The organism is Kerstersia gyiorum (assembly GCF_004216755.1).
Classification (GTDB): Bacteria; Pseudomonadota; Gammaproteobacteria; order Burkholderiales; family Burkholderiaceae_B; genus Kerstersia; species Kerstersia gyiorum.
In genome coordinates, this window is sequence record NZ_SGWZ01000003.1 from 135,167 (window position 1) to 153,018 (window position 17,852).

Here is a 17,852-nt window from a genome sequence, read left to right on the forward strand (position 1 = left end):
ACATTAAGCATTACAAAAAAGGAATTCTGGTCTAATGCATCATTCAGTCGCTCAGCAAGAATATCTGGGTTGTTGGGTGCGTATTGGGGGACCATATTTATCCTAACCGCCCCCATTCTTATCATATTTACCTTAGCTTTTCTTATCAAGAAAGCATTCAGTCAGGGCAAGGCATCTTAGATTCCGACGAGACCAATGGCTTCTTCTATCCATTCATCATCAATGAGAGCACCAAGACTTGCCATGATCAACGAATAGCCTAAAATCCCAACAGGAGTACCCAGTAGCACACTGAATGCCAGCCCAGCAACCGTTGTCGCACCCAAACCAGCGGCAATAGATCCGGTTTTAATGAAGAATGGTCGCCAGTTATCGGTTTTTACAGCATTCGCCAACTCACTTAGCCAATCGACAAAATCAATAGCCCCGCTAGTATAACCAAGACCCTTACTGAATTTTTTAAAATTATTTGCGATATCACCGGCCTCAATAGATTCCAATGCCGTTGCAATGGCGTCGCGGTCTTTCCTATTGATTTTTTTGTTAATATCTTTTCTATATTTTTCGTAAGCCTTCAGGGCATCATCGACATTTCGTACATTCTTACCTTGAGTCTTGTCCGCCAACGATTTTGACAAGTGCTCAGCTTTTTCTCCATATTTTTCGAATGTTTCCTTATGGAAATCTGCAGCAAACTTCACTGACTCTTTAATTTCTTCTTTATCTGCATTTATTTTTTCCAGTTCTTCATTTTTTTTTGCGTCGTACATGTGCAAGGCAGCATATTTTATTTTAAATATACGACGCAATTTATCAAAAGCCCCATCTCGGTAGGCACCAACTACATCCTGGTACGACTTTTCCTTCTTCCAGTGTGGACAATTTATTTCTCCGCAAACAGCACAAATATTATTTGCAATGAGATTCAGGATATCATCGCCCGGCATCTGTTCCGCGACAATTTCCTGCGTCGGCATTAAGTGGACACCACGATCGGAAAAGGGGCGTCCGTTTTCCCAATATTTTATTAACCTATAGTCGTATTTGTCGTTGCTCATATTTCTAAAAATCATCTTAATGGTCGATTTATTATCATACATTCCGAATCAATCTTTATCGTTAATAGCATCCTCGTTTCCGTGACAAGATAAAATAATTCAAATACAGCCTTGCTAACAAAGCGGTCAGAAACAGGTGTACATTTTTGATGTTGGCACAACGTACCATCAAATGCTCCAGCATATCCGTACGTGGAGGTAGCCATCTAATACCCTGCATTCCTGCTCCTTGCGAACAGCTCAACTCCGATAAATTACTATAATATCATATAACAATCATTCTCATTTTCGTAAGAATTATGCGGATGAGTAATAACTTGTTGGCTATGGATCCTGGTGAGCAGGTGGTGGCAGCCTCGGAACTGGCCGATGCACTCAAGCAGATCCGGGAGCATCAACGGATGCTGGGCAAAAAGACCATGGAGAACGAAAATCTGCGCGAAGCGATGGAGTATGGCCGCTTAAAAAAGTGGATTGCGCGCTCGAATATGGCAGTACGTTTGGCGAGGTCGCAGGATTGGCGTGATGGCCGCAAGGTCCGCACGCCCCGGGACAGTGGACTGGTTGAGGAAATCCAGCGGCATATCGGTCAGCTTCCCTGCTACGGCTATCGCCGAGTCTGAGCGCTGGTGCGTCGGAGCCGTGCACTGGATGATGCAGCGCCGGTCAACGCTAAACGGGTCTACCGGGTGATGCGAGACCACAGCTTGCTGTTATCGCGCCGCAGGCAGCCTCAAACGCCGGCACGATGATCATGTGGCTGTCCTGAGCAGCAACCAGCGCTGGTGCTCTGACGCGTTCGAGTTCCGCTGTGATGATGGCAGCTCCTTGCGGGTGGCCTTTGCTCTGGATTGCTACGACCGCGAGGCGATGAGCTGGGCGGCAATCACTGCCGGTCACAGCGCCGAAGTGGCACGCGATGTGATGCTGGCCGCGCTAGAACACCGGTTCGGCGGCGCCGACCATGCCCCTTCTTCGGAGATCGAGTGGCTGACCGATAACGGGTCGGCCTACATCGCTGGCAAAACACGGGCCTTCGTCCAGCAGATCGGCCTGAAACCTGTCACCACGCCAGTACGCAGTCCCCAGAGCAATGGCATGGCTGAGAGCTTCGTGAAGACAATCAAGCGTGATTACGTCGCCTTCATGCCCAAACCTGACGTGCCTACGGCACTGCAGAATCTGGCCATTGCCTTCGAGCATTACAACGAGCAGCCCCCCATAACGCGCTGAAATACCGATCCGCCAAGGAGTTCATACAGCACCAGGAATCATTAACCCAAGGGTGATCTGGTGTCCGGATTTACGGGGGGACAAATCCAGGGCCTAGCACTTAGCCTGTATCGCCGTAGTGATCTGCGTTGAACAGTTACTGCTTTCAGGCTGCTCTTGCCAACCGCCCCCAACTAGTACACAATCCAGTCATCCATTAACCGAGGTGCACAAGAAACACCTTTTGAATCAATGGATTGTTCGGTGGTCGGTTAGCCCGTCTCCCGCTCCAGATTCTAAAAAGCCCAGACTGCGGTCTGGGCTTTTTTTCGTCTGCGTAATTCTCGGTTCATCGAAAGTCGATTGATTCGAAAGCGTTTTCGGTCTACGAATCGTCCAGCGGAGCCTATCGGTCTCCACTGTCAACCACCCAACAGTCGTACACGTTTTAGTACACGCAAATACGGGGGGGGCGTGCGACGTTTGCAAACCGAGCTGCTGGGCACGCATGCGCAACGCGATAGGCATCTGCCTCAACAAGCTTGAGTCGGCGACAACTTCCGTGAGAACACTCAGGGCAATCTGGCGCACAGCGGCGCTGGCATGGGCAAAGGATTGCTCCAGCAAATCTGCCCACGTCAGGCCCAGTTCGCTGGCGGTTCGGATGGGCAACGGTCCCAAGTGAACGGCGTAGTGATTAGTGGAAAGATGGCCGGTCAGCGGGTTGCGAACATGGGCATCAATGTGAATCCAGCGAGTCAGGCGCAACACCGTCAAGGTACGTGCCACCGTCTCACGGGAAGCCTGTGGGTTATCGGGCACGCAGGCCAAGAACTGGCGCAGTTGCATATAGCTGATTCCCGTGACATTTCCGTCCGCATTCGCACTGGCGTGAAGCACCATCCAGGCGTTACGCTCCAGGGGCATCAGCCGTTTGTCGAGCAACAAAGCAGTGGGAACGGCAGGCAACAAAAGAATATCGTCAGGGGTGTTGCTCCTGGCAGCAACTTGGGTACGGGAAATCATCATGGCGTTGTCTTTCAGAGATTGCAGCCCATGGCCGGACAAATTCATGACAACCGATCCAGCACTGCGCAGCAACAAACCATCCAAACTTCGACGCAACCGTATTCATGGGTACACCGTTTCAGGTAACAACTCGATTGGTGCGAAAGGTGTGTTGTTTTCCCAATGCGATGGCTCGTATTTTTGACATTTGGAAGGTAGATGGAACCCCATATCGACAAAGTAAGGATATTTCCTTACAATACAGACATCCTTACCAGGAGTGCCACCATGCCTGCCATTCTCGAAGTTGCCACATTGACCTCCAAAGGTCAGATCACACTGCCCAAGTCCATCCGGCAAGCCTTGGGGGCCGATACTGGGAGCAAACTCTCGTTCGAGCTTCGAGGTACTGAGGTGGTGGTCACTCGTGCCGATGCCGAACATGAAGATCCGGCCATCGGTGCGTTCTTGACTCTGTTAGCGCGAGATATAGAAGCGGGTCGCAACGTTCGTGGCCTGCCCGACGATCTGGCTCGCACGATGCTGGAACACGCAGGCCACAAGGTGAAGTTGAACGAAGACTTCGACGAGGACGTGGAAATCTGATGCGGCAGCATGGCTGGACACTGCTGTTCCACGACAACCTGATCGAACAGATGGTGAAGTTGCGCGCAGCGGTACTGCGCGCACAGGAGAAGGACCCGGAGAACTTCGAGTCCAACGCCAACGTCAAGTTCTTCCGGGCCTTGGTCCAGTTGCTCTTGGATGTGGTGCCAAGCGACCCGGCACGCGACGAATACCGCCAAGGCAATACCATGGGGCCAGCCTACCGCCATTGGCGGCGGGCCAAGCTCGGCAAGCGGTACCGGCTGTTCTTCCGGTATGACTCCAAGGCGCGGATCATTGTCTATGCATGGATCAATGATGAACAGACCCTAAGGTCGTCAGGCAGCAAGTCTGATCCGTATGCAGTCTTCGAAAAGATGCTTGGACGAGGTAATCCGCCAGATGGATGGGATGCCTTGGTTAAAGCAAGCAAGACCGCGTGGGGCGAGTCGGAGTAGAAATTCATATAGCGCCATCCATTCAGCCAAAGGCTGCTCAGCATCGGATAATCTGCCATTCTGCGCGATCACATTTTCCCCACCGTCCACGGATTGACGGCCAGCCATCCAAGCGAGGATGTGTGGCTCATTGATGCCGACATAACCAACGAATAGCAATTTCATCAAATAGTGGAAGTTCCCATGACCACGACAACAATGCGTTCCCGGCGCATCAGTTTCCGGGTACGTCCACAGCAAGAAGCCATGCTACGCCGCGCCGCCAAAGCCTCTCATAAATCCTTGACCGACTTCATTCTCGACAGCGCCTATCGTGCGGCCGAACAGACCTTGCTCGATCAGCGCCTATTCCTGGTTGCGGGTAGCCAATCGCAAACTCTGCTGGATTTGCTCGACCGACCAGCGCAGGTCAATGAAGGCCTTCAAAACCTGTTCTCCCACCCTGCCCCGTGGGGCCGCTAATAGTCCCCCAGGCGCTGGATACCGACAATCTCTTTGGCGCGTTCGATTGCAGCAGTTGCTTGTTTTTTTGATACGGAAGATATACATTAATTCCGTATATCCAAAGGAGATCACTATGCAAGTAGCAAAATGGGGCAACAGCCTTGCCGTGCGCCTGCCCGCTACCCTGGTCGAAGCACTGGAGCTGCGTGAAGGCGACGATATCGAAATCGTCGTGGACGACGCACGTACCTTCGCCGTGCGCAAGAAACCGGGCGCAGAAGCCTTGCTGGCGCGCCTGCGAGCCTTCCGTGGCAAGCTGCCGGCAGACTTCAAGTTCAGCAGGGACGAAGCCAATGCCCGTGACTAAGCAAAAGAGCTTTCTCGACAGCAATGTCGTGCTCTACCTGCTGTCAGGCGACGCAAGCAAGGCGGATCGGGCCGAGGCCTTGCTGAAAACCAGCCCGCTCATCAGCGTGCAAGTTCTCAATGAGGTGACGCACGTCTGCGTGCGCAAGCTCAAAATGAGCTGGGACGAGATCAGGCAATTTCTTGAACTGGTGCGCAGCTTCTGCAAGGTGGTGCCGCTGACAGAGAAAATACACGACCGCGCCAGGTGGATAGCTGAACATCATCAGCTGTCGTTCTACGACTCGTGCATCGTGGCTGCTGCCGCCGGTTCCAGTTGCCTGACGCTATACAGCGAAGACATGAATCACGGCCAGACCTTTGAAGAAAACGTGACGATCCAGAATCCGTTCATTGACCAATGATCGCTGCTTTCACACCACCCTTGCCAACCTCCCCCAGTTGGAGTCCCTCTGTAGCCACGGCTCTTCCGTCCATCAATACAGGGGAAGCCCGGTTCGTCCACGTCGATATTGCCAATCAACTCCTTCGATATGTCGAAAAAGGAAAGGTCGTTTGCACCTATCCGGTATCCACTGGTGCTAGAGGCGGTGGATGCGAGTTCGGCAGTTATAAGACACCGATCGGCTTACACAGAATCAAGATGAAAATCGGAGATGGCCAACCCGTCGGTACAGTTTTTTTCAGTCGTCGCGTGACAGGCGAGATATACCCAAAAGAGATTCACGATGCCACGCCAGATCGTGACTGGATTTTGACCCGCATACTTTGGTTGGATGGCCTCGAAAGGAATCGGAACCGCAGCGGGAATGTGGACACGCTACGCCGATATATCTACATTCATGGAACGCCAGACGAAGGCATGCTCCGCCCCCCGTCTTCACATGGATGCATTCGAATGTATAACACCGATATCGTAGAGCTATTCTCGCTCGTCTCAGTAGGGACCCAGGTGCTAATCGATACAGATATGACTATATTGCATGAGCGGGATTTGGCATAAACATGCGCAGTAAAGAATGGTCACCACCAACTAAGCAGATCACTATGTTGATGGATGATTATTGACTCGACAGGAGTTATTATTTGTCTCTTGAACCGTCCGGGAGTTGGTCGAAGGCGAAAGCCCTATTATCAGGAACAAAGTCTTCCTGCGCGATGGCAGATAGTCGATACCGCATCATTATTTTCTACCGGCAACACACTCGGCAGCCCTGCGGCCAAGTTGCCCGATAGTATCTTCAAGTTGGGCATCCGAGATATCCGCATAACGACCCGCCTCGATATCCATCCAGCCTCGGTTGGCCGCTTCACGCAATGCCAGGATCTTCGCTGCTTCCATGCGTTCACGCTGCTCGATCAGGCGCAGTCCTTCGCGCAGAACCTCGTCGGTATTCTGATAGCGTCCTGTTTGCACCATGGATGCGACAAAATCATGTTGACGCTCGGTTGGCACCCCGTTACTTGTAGGCATGATATTGGACCTCCATGGAAATACATTAATGAAACAGGGAAAAAGTTAGCCTTTAAGACACTCAATCAGAGCAGCACGATTTTTTTCAAACTCATTCAAAAGCTGCTGCCTTCGCTCCGTCTCTTGCCTAGCGAAAACATCCGCGTTGCCCACAACGCCTATAGAGGTTTGGTTGTCCATTGTCTTTTTGCTGTCTCTTGTTAACTCATCTAAATACGCACATTTCTGTTGAGCTAATAATTGAAAGTTAGCCGCACTTAATTCCTTCTGATATGCTAGAAGAGACTCGTATAGACGAGCGTTCTCCGCACCGTACGTTTTTGTAACATCATCAATACGCCTCATAAGAGACGCCACTTCTAGGTCTAAGCGGTCAGCCCGATCTTTTTCGCGTTGGCGCTGGCTTTCGATATCGGGGATTCTAGCGATTTGTATTTCAAGCTGAGTCATTTTCTCGCTTTCTGCGCCTCGCTTCCACATATCTGAAAGTAGCCAACCACCTATGACACCAACAATAGCAACGGCCGAACCAATTGTTGCAAATTTTTTATTAAGATTCATATATCTGTTCCCAAGTCTAATATCCTGCCGTGACATTAAGCATTTCTCGAAAAAATCAATACGTCGATAGAATATATGCGAAATTTATGATGGTTGCAGCGCCTTAAATTTTATCTCAGCGTCAATCTACCGCATGTTTAATGTAGATGAAAATGGAGTTATTGTGGCGCTTAATGAAAAACGGCGGCGCTTCATGGTGGAAGATTATTTGGTAAATATCAACGTCATGCAGTAGGTTGGCGTCGATGACAAAGGCGAGCCGACTACCGAAACTCTGCGGAGGACCACCTGTGGATTTTTATTTCAGCGAGGCAGCGCCATTTGAGCAACGTACCAGCAAAAGCCCTCTGCACCCGCCAAAAGAATATGCTAGAGATGTCATGACTGTAGATTACGCCGCATAGAAAAACAGACACCTTTGTTGAAAATTACCGCATTTTTCCGAACTGCGGTTTGCTGTTTCAGCGACACGAGAAACTGCCGGTGGATCGGAATCATCATCAGCGCCCGGCGCATCAGCCGACGCTTGCACACCCATCTGCTGGGCACGCAGGTGCAGTGCGATCGGCTTACGTTGCGTTGGCAGCCACTTCCGTGAGGACACTCGATGCAATCTGCCGCACCGCCGCACTGGCGTGAAGCACCATCCAGGCGTTGCGCTCCAGCGGCATCAGCCGTTTTTCGAGCAACAAAACTGTGGGAACGACAGGCAGCAGAGGAATATCGTCAGGGGTATTGCTCCTGGTTGCAACTTAAGCACGAGAAATCATCATGACGTTGTCTTTCAGAGGTTGCGGCAAATCGCCGGACAACGTCGTGACAACCGATCAAGAACGGTACGACAGCAAACAATCCGAACTTCGGCGCAACCGTATTTCCCATCACCCAGACAAACATTTGTTTTGCGTTATGTGACGTTTAATGATACTTTTCGCAAATCAAATGAGATTTCCATGAGCGTGACAAGCCCCCTGACCGACGTGCTGGACGCTGCCGAACGCGGTGGGCGCCTGAACGTGCGGACCGAAGACCTTGCGTCAGCCTTGCCCGGGCTGAGTGCCGACGCACTGCGCCAGGCCCTGCATCGGCAGCAGCGCCGAGGTCGGCTGGTGCGGCTCTCGCGTGGATCAGGGCATTGGTTGATCGTGCCGCTGCAATATGCCGAGGCTGGCGCGCCGCCGCTGGAGACCTGGCTGCATCGCTATCTAGCCAAAACACTGGAGATTCCATACTACGTCGCCCTGTTGAGCGCCGCCGAGGCCTACGGTGCCTCGCCCTATGCAGTGATGGTGACCCAGGTGATGGTCCCCAAGCCGCGCCGGCCGATGACCGTGGGACGACACGAGATCGTATTCCACACCCGGGCCAGAGTCGAACAAATGCCGACACGCTGGCACGAGACACCGGACGGCCGTTTCAAGATGTCCTCACCAGAATTGACGGCGCTGGAACTGGTGCAGCGTGAAGGCGCCCTGGGCGGAATATCACGAGTACGTGAAGTCCTGCAAGGTCTGATGTCGGCGTGCTCCCCTACAGGGCTAGGCGAGGCACTGACTGCCGTACAAGAAGTACCTGCCGCCCAGCGGCTGGGAGCCTTGCTGGCACTGGATGGCCACAACGCGCTGGCCGATTGCATAGCCGACTGGCTACGGGCACAGCCGATGCGCATTATCTCTCTTGATACCGGCCATGTTTCGGCTGGCACCACCACACTGGATACGCGCTTTAAGGTGCGGATGCCGGACGATTTAAGAAGGTCGAATACATGATGCAGCAATCCCACCTGACGGCCTGGCAGGCCTATGCTCCCTGGCCCAAACGTAGCCAAATCGAGCAGGACCTACGGTTATCCCAGGGCGTGACTGCAATCTTTCGCGACGATGTGCTCAGCCAGCATCTGGCCATGCGCGGCGGCACGGTCCTGCACAAGGCGCACTTGGCGCCGGCGGCGAGGTATTCGGAAGACATCGACTTGGTGCTGGTCAAGGCTATGGACACCGATACACTGGATCGCCATCTGCGCCGGGTTCTTTCACCCGTGCTGGGGCAACCCAGCGATTCGCTGATCGCCGATGCCTGGCTGGCGATTCGCAACGTATTGCGGCCTTCGCGGATTCTGCGCACCGCCTACAAGTTCATTCCATTGGGATTGCAGCGCGAGGAAACCATCAAGGTCGAGGTCAATCTCAACGAAAGCGCATCGCTCTATCCACTGGTGCAGGTCGAACTGGACACGCTGGACGAAGATGGCGAGCCAGTGCGTGCCACGGCGCATTCCTATGACATCAACGAAATGCTCGGCACCAAAACACGCGCGCTGATGCAGCGCGAGCAAGGCCGTGACCTGTTCGACTTGGCGCATGCTTGGCAGCTCAGCGTAGCCGGTTCCACTCCCTACGAGGTGGACGGCGCCAAAGCGATGCAAGCGTTCACCTGGTACCTGGAAAAGGAAGGCACGCATCTGGGTGCAGAGGAAGCCAATGCGCTGCTGGATGCCCGGTTGCGCAAGCCAGGTTTCCGCCGAGACATGGAGACGCTGCTGCGGCCGGGGATGCCCCAGTTTGATGTTGATGCGGCTGCCGTCACTGTCCGGCAGGCGTACTTCCAACACCTCTAGCCCTGATCAAGTCGGACGCACTGACGCTATGCAATGAGGGTATGAATCACGTCCGGGCCTTTGAAGGAGACGTGACGATCAAAAATCCGCTCATTGATCGTTGCGTGAAGGCCGCTCTTGCCAACTCTCCCCAACTAGCACACAATCCAGTCATCCATTAACCGAGGTGTGCAAGAAACACCTTTTGAATCAATGGATTGCTCGGTAGTCGGTTAGCCCGTCTCCCGCTCCATATATAGTTCTGCAGAGTTCCACGGAAGTCTGCAAGTCATTGAAAACAGGGGCTTCGGCCCCTTTTTCGTTGCTGCAAGTTCCACTGCAGTCCAGCCACCATCAATCAATACTGCCCCACCCACAACGGTACGGGTGACGGCTGTCGCGGCTTGTTGCCGGGTCTATCCGACGCCACGCGCATGACGCTGCTGGTGCGCCGCATGATAGACAGCCCTTGCGCCAGAAAGGCCTGGCGGATACCTTGTATCCAGATTCCGCATCTTGGACGCAGGTGCTAACGCAATTGCACAAGGCGCAGGTGCCCAGTTGTTCCTGCAAACCGGCCCGATCGGCGCACAAAATATATCGTTCTGAGGCCTACGGTCCGCAAGATTGCCGCAGGAATCCTGACCAAGAGTGGGAGATGAAGCACACCATTCTTGCCGGGCTGTCGCCGCAAGCATTGGAAGACACTCGCCAAGCCAAGGGAAAGATTTCAATTCACTTTGATAAGACGGGCGAATATCCCAGCAACACAGGGAGCCAGGCTGAATGCCGGCCGCCCCATACACTCCCGCAAAACATAGTCACTGAAAAATGAAAATCAAAGGATCGCCATTCTCCTGGGTCAGTTTCGCCATGATCGTGGGCGTCATGGGGACGGCGCTCATCAGTCCCCTGTACGGTTTGTACAAAGACACCTGGCAGTTGCAGACCAGCGACATCTCGCTGATGTACGTTGTCTATATGGGCGGCGCGCTGCTCGGCCTGCTGTTCCTGGGGCGCCTGCCCGACCGCGTCGGCTTTCGGCCGATGATGCTTTGCGGCCTGGCACTGTCCTTGATTGGAACCGCCATTAGCCTGTTCGCCTGGGACATGACGAGCCTGAATGTCGGGCGCTTCATCGTGGGCGTGGCGTCGAGCATGCTCACTACCAGCGCGACACTGGGGCTGTCCAGGCTGTCACGGCATGCCAACCCTCAGCATGTCGCCATGATGACGGGGTTTCTGATGGCATTCGGCTTCGGCCTGGGGCCGCTGGTGGGCGGAATTATCGGTCAATGGGGTCCGGCACCTTTGGTCATCACGTATATCCCTACCCTGCTGCTTGGCGCCCTGGCACTGGCTGCGCTGCACCGCCTGAAATTGCCCGAGAGCGCCCGGGCTGCGCCTGGCCAGCGGCTGCGCGTGCAGGATATTCTGCCCTCGTTGACCTGGCCGGAAGCCAGCACCTCCAAGGCCTTCGCGCTCACCTGTTGCCTGCCCCTGATGGCATTTGGCGTCTTCGGCCTTTATACCTCGATGGCGCCGCTGTTCCTGGATCTGCTGCTGCCATGGCACGGCCCGGTGGTGAGCGGCACCACTATCGCCCTGATCCTCTTTACCTCCGCCGCCGTGCAAGTCCTGACCGCGCGCCTGCCCACCCACTTGACTGGCGCGCTCGGCCTGATCAGCCTGGCCTTGAGCAATGCGCTGCTGATGGTGAACCTCTGGGTCAGTTCAGCCACTTTGTTCGCGCTGGGCGTGCTGCTCACTGCACTGGGCCATGGAATGACCATGATTGCCGGCATGAGCATGGTCAATCGCCTTGCCACAGCCAATGACCGCGCAGGATTGCTGGCCACCTACCTGGTGGTTGGCTATGTCGGCAGCATGGTTCCGATGATGGGCATAGGCTGGATTGCCGATCATTGGGGCATGAATGCCGCGATCTGCACTTTCTGCTCGATGGTCATCCTGAGCGGTATTCCAGTTGCCGTGATGTTTCACCGGCATCCGAAAATCAGGCCGACTGCAGCGCAAGCCTAGTATGGTTCATACTGAATACCCAGGTTTTCGACGTCAATTTATAATGACTGATTATTGATATCATTCACAATAAATTCAAAAAACCTTATGTTGCGTCGACGCTTCCTGCTCATGGCTGCATGTATGCCGGCTTGTCCCTTCGCCCAGTCACCCACAGCCCCCGCCCAATCCCATCCCCCCAGACGCCGCTGGGACGAGCCGATTGGCCCGACGGTCGCGGATTTGCCGTCTGAGTATTACGAATTTGATCGTTTGCTGTTCGATTCCCGAGATGGCAAGCGCCATTACCGGGTGTATATCGGAGTGCCGCGCAAGCCGGCGCCGGCCCAAGGTTACCCGGTCATCTACATGCTCGATGGCAACGCCGCCATGCATACCCTGCAAGACCAGGATCTGGCCGCCTTGTTCACGGACAACCCTCCGGTACTGGTCGGTATCGGTTACGACGTGCCTTCCCGGCACGATGTGATGGCGCGGGCTTTCGACTACACGCCCCCCATCCTGAACCCGGACGGTACAGCACAGACAGGTACCGTGAACCGGGGCCGTCCCGGCGGAGGCGCTGACCTCTTCCTGGATATCATCCAGGACGCTATCCGACCCGCTGTCGAAGCGCGCGTCCCTCTGGACCCGGCGCGGCAAACCCTCTGGGGGCACTCGTTCGGCGGCCTGTTCACCCTCTACACCCTGATCACCCGGCCGCTCATGTTCCAGCGCTATGTCGCCGGCGACCCTTCGGTCGGCTGGGGCGATGACGCGCTGCTGAAACGCGCAAACAGGTTTCATGCAGACCAGGCGCCAAAGGCCATCGTCAGGGTGCTGGTAGGCCGAGGACGTCCCGCCGCCAATCCCGACGCTACCCCAGCCCCCTCATCCGGCCCGGTTTCCACGATTCCGCCTGGCCGGGAAAGCACGCATGCGCTGGTGAACAGGCTCGCGCATGAAGGCATGGACATTACCTTCCAGGCGTTCCCGGAGCAAAGTCACGGTGAACTCTTTGCCACCTCATTGCGTCCTGCGCTGGCATTGGCCGCAACACGCTAGCTACCCTGGGCGCATAGCGACGGCAGCCCCTAGCTGCAGCAAAGGGGCTTCAAGCGCAATCATCACTATCACGGAACGCCAATCGCGTTTGATGCTGCTGGACTCCAGCAGGTCATCTAAGGATGATAATCCGCGAAATCCAGCCCTAGCCCATCGTCGGATATCAAAATACTAGTGCATGCGCCCACCTGCTGAGTCAGGCTGTGCATGACCGCCAGTTTTTGATTCGGGATGAAATACCAACCTGTCGCGACAGCCCAACCCGCCAGTATGCTTTCACCTTGCCGCGTCATCGGCGGCAAGGTAAAAGTCTCACGCTGCCAAGGCTGCCGCAGAACCGTTTACTGCGCCGTATACCCGCCATCAATCACCAGTTCGCTACCTGTCACGAACTTCGATTCATCCGAGGCCAGATACAGAATGCCGTAGGCAATGTCGTTGGGTTCGCCCAGGTGGCCCACCGGATGCAGGCTGACGAGGCGTTTGTAGGCATCGCTCTGTTCATCCTGCGCCAGTTCCTGCACCAGCGGCGTCCAGATATAGGCCGGATGAACCGAGTTGACGCGGATGCCGTAGCGGGCCTGGGCGCAATGCAGGGCGGCTGATTTGGTAAAGATGCGCACGCCCCCTTTGCTGGCGTTGTAGGCGGCCAGGTTGGGGTCACCGATCAGGCCTTCGATGGAAGATAGGTTGATGATGGAGCCACCACCGCTTTTCTTCAGTGCTTCAATGCCGAAGCGCGTGCCCAGGAACACACCGTCCAGGTTGATGTCCTGAACCTTGCGCCATTCGGCCAGCGTGGTTTCTTCCACATTCTTGCCCAGCGCAATCCCGGCGTTGTTGACCACGACGTTTAGTTTGCCGAAGGCATCAAATGTGGCGGCAATGGCTTTTTCCCATTGATCTTCCTTGGAAGCATCATGCTGCACGAAGATGGCCTCGCCACCCTGCGCCTTGATCGCGCTGACGACGGCCTGGCCTTCTTCGACTTTCAGATCGGTTACCACGACCTTGGCCCCTTCCCGGGCCAGCAATTCTGCCGACGCCTTGCCGATACCCAGTGCAGCGCCCGTAACCAGAGCGACTTTTCCTGCTACACGACCCATTTCAATCTCCTTTGAAAAAGCATGAACGACAAGATGGCACTTAGGCCGGGATATCCATACAGGGTACTCTAATAAAAGGAAAACCGACGACTCGCCTCTCCAGTCCGGCAAGTACGCCCCGACAGCCGTGCTTCTGCCCACCAACGGGAAAAACTCAACGCCACCAGCACAGGCATAGGCCAGCACCTGCCGCCATGATTGGCATGGCACAGGCATCGTCACGCCATCGGTTCAATGCATGCAGCGATGGACGACCGATGCTCCTATCGGGCTGCGCAGCCATCTGCAGGCAAGGTAGAATCCGCTCCCATGCGTTTCTCTGATTTCATCCAGCGCCTGACCTCCCTCAATGCCCTGCCGGTTCACCGCGGCCGCATCCTGCGCGCCTGGCTGAGCGGGCAGGCGCTCGATAGTGGAACGCAGCGGCGGCCCGCCGAGCATTTTCTGCCGCTGAGGCTGCGCCAGGCCCTGCCCGCCCTGACGGCGGAGCTCGATGGGCTGGCCCACGTGCATTCGGAACATCCGGGCAATGATGGCTCACGCCTGCTGATACAGCTTGCCGACGGCCAAATGGTGGAAAGCGTGCTGCTGCCGCGCGGCGGGCTGTGTGTTTCCACGCAGGTGGGCTGCGCCGTGGGCTGCCGTTTCTGTATGACCGGCAAGAGCGGCTTGCTGCGTCAGGTGAGCAGCATGGAAATACTGGCCCAGGTGGTGCTTGCGCGACGTCTGCGCCCGGTAAAGAAGGTGGTGTTCATGGGCATGGGCGAACCCGCCCATAACCTGGATAACGTGCTAGAGGCAATCGAGCTGCTCGGCACCGAGGGTAATATCGGACACAAGAACCTTGTGTTTTCCACCGTGGGCGACCCGCGTGTCTTCGATGCCTTGCCCAGGCAGCGCGTTAAACCGGCCCTGGCGCTTTCATTGCATACGACCAAGGCTGACTTGCGCGAGCATTTGCTGCCGCGCGCGCCCAAGATTGCGCCGGATGCCTTGATAGAAATGGGGGAACGATATGCACGTGCGACGGATTACCCCATCCAGTACCAATGGACACTGCTCAAAGGCGTCAATGACGGCGATGACGAGCTGGACGCCATTCTGCGTCTGCTCACAGGCAAGTTCTGTGTGCTGAATATCATTCCCTTCAATAGCCTGGAAGGCGATGACTACCAGCGCCCTGATCCGGAACGGATCCGCCACATCATGCAATACCTGCACGGCAATGGCGTGCTTACCAAGGTCAGGAACAGTGCCGGGCAGGATGTGGACGCCGGCTGCGGGCAGTTGCGTGCACGCGCCGTGGGTGAAGGGAAAGTGGTGGAAATGCGGCGCCGGCGTCCTGGGCAAGCGCCGGCACAGCCGGTGGCGCTTGCCATGCCTCACTGATAATCGCCGTCCAGCACGCCATTCATGTACTTGGCAGGGTTCGCCATGAAGGCCTTGAAGGTGGCCAGGTCGGCGTATTCCTCGTGCTCGATGTCCCAGTAGCCAATGCGTCCTTTGGTCGGATTCCAGACAAGGACGACATCGGTGTAATCGCCGGATTCCTTGCTCAGCCGCAACACCTTCCTGCGGCCGGCTTTCATCGGAAAGATGTCTGTCAGCGCAAAGAACTCAAAGAAACCGAAGTCGCAATCCGGCAATTCGATACGCCGTTGTTCTCCCTGCAGGAATGCCAGCATTTCCGGCGGCAGCTTGTAGGGTTCAAGCTCACGCAACCTGTGCGCCACGCTATGCAGCTCGGCAGGTTCCAGTGACCGGAAATAGGCAGCCAAGGCTTCATCGCCTTCTTCCAGAGCCACCGTGTAGGGACGCTCGCCATCCCGGCTCGTTGCCAGGACGTCCGCGCCATGATCCACCAGCAGGCGGCACATGCCCTTGTCGCGGTTGCGCGCAGCCACCAGCAACGGGGTCGCACTATCGGAGAAAACCTGGTCCTTTTCCTTGAAGTTGACGTCGACGCCATGCGACAGGAAAAAATCAACCACCCGTTTCTTGCGCTCGAAGACGGCTGAACGGAAAGCCTGACCACCATGTTCCGCTGCGGCATGACCAAGGGCATGGATTTCCGCCAGGTGTTCGGTTTTTCCACCGTACAGGGCCTGCATATAGGCATCGCCGCCCACTTTCCGTTCGGCATGCACATCGGCGCCCTGCTGTACGAGATAGCGCATCATGGCCGGATCGGTGTAGCGTGCAGCAATCGGAAAAGCCGGTTCATCGGCCTGGTTCAAGCTGGCGCCATGCTCAACCAGCCACCGCACCGAGGCACGCGCATTGACGCACAAGGCCAGTACCAGCGGCCTTTCCTGGATGTGTTTGCTCAAGGACAGCGGGGCTTCGATATCCCAGCCTGAAGATAAAAAGGCATCCAGGGCGTCAGCATCCCCTGCCAGCAATGCCTCGACAACGGGCGGCACCTGTTCAAAACTGCCCAGGTCTGCGATCTTGATCATAATAGGGTCATTTCCAATTTATGTGCCCTGCCGCCTTCACAGTACGGCAAGGTATGCAATGCCAGGCAGCCCCGGCGGGCGGCCCCCGCGCACCAGGGTGCCACAGCAATCACGCAAAGTGCAGACCCGGCCAACGGCCAGAACAGCCATGGCCCGCCGCACGCTTCAGACTGACGCCCGCAACGCGGCAAGCATGCGGTCATGTGCGGCCTTGAGGGCCTGGCGATCGCACAGCCCCTCGCCATGCGCCCAGCGATAGATGATGTCCTGCAAGGAGGAGGCAGACACTTCCTGCGGCAAGGGCGAAGCCAGTTTACGGGCCAGGCCACGCGTCGGGCTGCGATCCTCCCCTGACCGGCAGCCTTCGTCGAGCATGGCGGTCAGGGCGGCAACACAGCCTGTCTCACCACGTTGCTCTTCGATCAAGGCCAGCAGGGACAATCCAAACGACACCGGCACCCAAGCAATGTAGTCGCCGGTAAAGCGTTCTGCGGCCAGTGACGCAAGCTGCGCCCTGGCATTTTCAATATCGCCGGCAATATAGGCATCGTAGGCATCATCCACCCGTGCCTCCATGCTCTGGGTCGGCGCGGGCAGCGCTGGCGCCTGTGCCAGGTGGGCGGGCGTCACGCTGGCGGCATCCTCGTGCCATACCGCATGGACGGCAAGATTGCCGGCCCCCTTGAGTTCCGTCCCGTCGATGAAGGACACCACGGCGTATTCCCCTTCCTCGTCTTCCCAGCTGACCTGGTCTATTTCCGGCGAAAGTCCGGTGGCATATAGCACCCGATACCCCTCGCCCACGTCCCTCAGCGTGGTATTTTCAATCGGCGCCTCAGCTTGCATTTGATCCATTGCTCCCATGATTTTCGTGCGGCATTTTCCAACGGGCCGCCGCCAGGGCTTCCGGATATCCGGCCTGAAGCCCTGGATTGTCCACGCGGCGGCGCAACAAATTCAGGCTGAACATGATACGGGATCAACCAGCGCCCCTCGTGTCCAGTCGTATCGACCCGTATCCGCAGGCGAATACCGGCAAACCTCGGCGAGGCCGCCATGCAATCATCCGCCAGAACGCGCCAAACATGACAAGGCACAAAACGCAAAACGCGGGACATTCGTAACCGTGTCTTCCAAGCAGCGGCAGGAATGCCAACTTTTGCTATTCTGGAGATAAACACCTGCTACGCGGCGAACGTTGCGCCGCATGCTCATGAACCAGGCACTGCCCGCCTGGGCCGCCATCAGTTCTTCCATCCTTATCCTGATTTTTCACGGAGGTTGTATGAACAAAAAAGCCCTTATCCTCGCAATCGCAATGCTTGCCACCACCCTCGCCGGCTGCAATACGGTGGATGGCATAGGCAAGGACATTGAACGTGGCGGTGAAAAAATCCAGGAACAAGCCCAATAGTGT

Annotated in this window: 20 protein-coding genes and 1 pseudogene; 14 read left to right on the plus strand and 7 right to left on the minus strand. The window is 55.9% G+C overall.

What is annotated here, in order from left to right; translation table 11 throughout:
* Positions 1 to 176: 176 nt before the first annotated feature.
* Positions 177 to 1,058, minus strand: a complete 882-nt coding sequence (locus tag EV679_RS10480) for a colicin-like pore-forming protein (RefSeq protein ID WP_165390027.1) — start codon at positions 1,056 to 1,058, stop codon at positions 177 to 179.
* Positions 1,059 to 1,351: 293 nt separating this feature from the next.
* On the opposite strand from EV679_RS10480, the pseudogene EV679_RS10485 reads away from it, so the two are divergent.
* Positions 1,352 to 2,347, plus strand: a pseudogene (locus EV679_RS10485) (IS3 family transposase); the annotation flags it as partial.
* Positions 2,348 to 2,519: 172 nt separating this feature from the next.
* Here EV679_RS10485 and EV679_RS10490 read toward each other — a convergent pair.
* The gene (locus tag EV679_RS10490; RefSeq protein ID WP_130487161.1) at positions 2,520 to 3,344 is read right to left on the minus strand and encodes an STY4528 family pathogenicity island replication protein; all 825 of its coding nucleotides are present in this window, start codon (positions 3,342 to 3,344) and stop codon (positions 2,520 to 2,522) included.
* A gap of 222 nt (positions 3,345 to 3,566) precedes the next feature.
* On the opposite strand from EV679_RS10490, the gene EV679_RS10495 reads away from it, so the two are divergent.
* The 6 genes from EV679_RS10495 (at position 3,567) to EV679_RS10520 (ending at position 6,155) form a co-directional block, all read left to right on the plus strand.
* Positions 3,567 to 3,884, plus strand: a complete 318-nt coding sequence (locus tag EV679_RS10495) for a type II toxin-antitoxin system PrlF family antitoxin (protein ID WP_068374053.1) — start codon at positions 3,567 to 3,569, stop codon at positions 3,882 to 3,884.
* Positions 3,884 to 4,342, plus strand: a complete 459-nt coding sequence (locus EV679_RS10500; protein ID WP_130487162.1) for a type II toxin-antitoxin system YhaV family toxin — start codon at positions 3,884 to 3,886, stop codon at positions 4,340 to 4,342. Before EV679_RS10495 ends, EV679_RS10500 begins: the two co-directional genes overlap by 1 nt.
* A gap of 183 nt (positions 4,343 to 4,525) precedes the next feature.
* On the plus strand, positions 4,526 to 4,804 hold the full coding sequence (locus tag EV679_RS10505; RefSeq protein ID WP_130487163.1) for a type II toxin-antitoxin system TacA family antitoxin: 279 nt from the start codon (positions 4,526 to 4,528) through the stop codon (positions 4,802 to 4,804).
* Between the two features lie 115 nt (positions 4,805 to 4,919).
* Positions 4,920 to 5,153, plus strand: coding sequence for an AbrB/MazE/SpoVT family DNA-binding domain-containing protein (locus tag EV679_RS10510; protein ID WP_130487164.1), 234 nt, complete (start codon positions 4,920 to 4,922; stop codon positions 5,151 to 5,153).
* Positions 5,140 to 5,556: a PIN domain-containing protein gene (locus EV679_RS10515; RefSeq protein ID WP_130487165.1), complete on the plus strand. Its 417-nt coding sequence runs from the start codon at positions 5,140 to 5,142 to the stop codon at positions 5,554 to 5,556. The genes EV679_RS10510 and EV679_RS10515 overlap by 14 nt, the downstream gene beginning before the upstream one ends.
* Positions 5,553 to 6,155: a L,D-transpeptidase gene (locus tag EV679_RS10520; protein ID WP_130487166.1), complete on the plus strand. Its 603-nt coding sequence runs from the start codon at positions 5,553 to 5,555 to the stop codon at positions 6,153 to 6,155. The genes EV679_RS10515 and EV679_RS10520 overlap by 4 nt, the downstream gene beginning before the upstream one ends.
* Before the next feature lie 180 nt (positions 6,156 to 6,335).
* On the opposite strand, the gene EV679_RS10525 is transcribed toward EV679_RS10520, so the two are convergent.
* Both EV679_RS10525 and EV679_RS10530 read right to left on the minus strand, forming a co-directional pair.
* On the minus strand, positions 6,336 to 6,626 hold the full coding sequence (locus EV679_RS10525; protein WP_130487167.1) for a type II toxin-antitoxin system ParD family antitoxin: 291 nt from the start codon (positions 6,624 to 6,626) through the stop codon (positions 6,336 to 6,338).
* A gap of 45 nt (positions 6,627 to 6,671) precedes the next feature.
* Complete coding sequence (locus EV679_RS10530; RefSeq protein WP_130487168.1) at positions 6,672 to 7,187, minus strand: hypothetical protein; 516 nt, start codon at positions 7,185 to 7,187, stop codon at positions 6,672 to 6,674.
* Positions 7,188 to 8,140: 953 nt separating this feature from the next.
* On the opposite strand from EV679_RS10530, the gene EV679_RS10535 reads away from it, so the two are divergent.
* The 5 genes from EV679_RS10535 to EV679_RS10550 all read left to right on the plus strand — a co-directional run bounded on the left by EV679_RS10535 (position 8,141) and on the right by EV679_RS10550 (position 12,870).
* The gene (locus tag EV679_RS10535) at positions 8,141 to 8,956 is read left to right on the plus strand and encodes a type IV toxin-antitoxin system AbiEi family antitoxin domain-containing protein (protein WP_130487169.1); all 816 of its coding nucleotides are present in this window, start codon (positions 8,141 to 8,143) and stop codon (positions 8,954 to 8,956) included.
* On the plus strand, positions 8,953 to 9,804 hold the full coding sequence (locus EV679_RS10540) for a nucleotidyl transferase AbiEii/AbiGii toxin family protein (RefSeq protein WP_130487170.1): 852 nt from the start codon (positions 8,953 to 8,955) through the stop codon (positions 9,802 to 9,804). The genes EV679_RS10535 and EV679_RS10540 overlap by 4 nt, the downstream gene beginning before the upstream one ends.
* 637 nt (positions 9,805 to 10,441) lie before the next feature.
* Complete coding sequence (locus EV679_RS17640) at positions 10,442 to 10,618, plus strand: hypothetical protein (protein WP_165390028.1); 177 nt, start codon at positions 10,442 to 10,444, stop codon at positions 10,616 to 10,618.
* On the plus strand, positions 10,615 to 11,826 hold the full coding sequence (locus EV679_RS10545; protein WP_130487171.1) for an MFS transporter: 1,212 nt from the start codon (positions 10,615 to 10,617) through the stop codon (positions 11,824 to 11,826). The genes EV679_RS17640 and EV679_RS10545 overlap by 4 nt, the downstream gene beginning before the upstream one ends.
* A gap of 252 nt (positions 11,827 to 12,078) precedes the next feature.
* Positions 12,079 to 12,870, plus strand: coding sequence for an alpha/beta hydrolase (locus tag EV679_RS10550; RefSeq protein ID WP_165390029.1), 792 nt, complete (start codon positions 12,079 to 12,081; stop codon positions 12,868 to 12,870).
* Positions 12,871 to 13,211: 341 nt separating this feature from the next.
* Here EV679_RS10550 and EV679_RS10555 read toward each other — a convergent pair whose 3' ends face one another.
* Positions 13,212 to 13,976, minus strand: a complete 765-nt coding sequence (locus tag EV679_RS10555; RefSeq protein ID WP_068374083.1) for an SDR family oxidoreductase — start codon at positions 13,974 to 13,976, stop codon at positions 13,212 to 13,214.
* Positions 13,977 to 14,285: 309 nt separating this feature from the next.
* Between EV679_RS10555 and EV679_RS10560 the strand changes: the two genes are divergently transcribed.
* The gene (locus tag EV679_RS10560) at positions 14,286 to 15,365 is read left to right on the plus strand and encodes an RNA methyltransferase (RefSeq protein WP_130487172.1); all 1,080 of its coding nucleotides are present in this window, start codon (positions 14,286 to 14,288) and stop codon (positions 15,363 to 15,365) included.
* Here EV679_RS10560 and EV679_RS10565 read toward each other — a convergent pair.
* Both EV679_RS10565 and EV679_RS10570 read right to left on the minus strand, forming a co-directional pair.
* Entirely contained in the window at positions 15,359 to 16,435 is a 1,077-nt protein-coding gene (locus tag EV679_RS10565) for an ankyrin repeat domain-containing protein (RefSeq protein ID WP_130487173.1), read from the minus strand. The two genes, EV679_RS10560 and EV679_RS10565, sit on opposite strands and share 7 nt — an antisense overlap.
* A gap of 165 nt (positions 16,436 to 16,600) precedes the next feature.
* A complete protein-coding gene (locus EV679_RS10570) occupies positions 16,601 to 17,281 on the minus strand; it encodes a hypothetical protein (RefSeq protein WP_130487174.1) in 681 nt (226 codons plus the stop codon).
* Positions 17,282 to 17,720: 439 nt separating this feature from the next.
* On the opposite strand from EV679_RS10570, the gene EV679_RS10575 reads away from it, so the two are divergent.
* A complete protein-coding gene (locus EV679_RS10575; RefSeq protein WP_083969731.1) occupies positions 17,721 to 17,849 on the plus strand; it encodes an entericidin A/B family lipoprotein in 129 nt (42 codons plus the stop codon).
* Positions 17,850 to 17,852 lie beyond the last annotated feature (3 nt).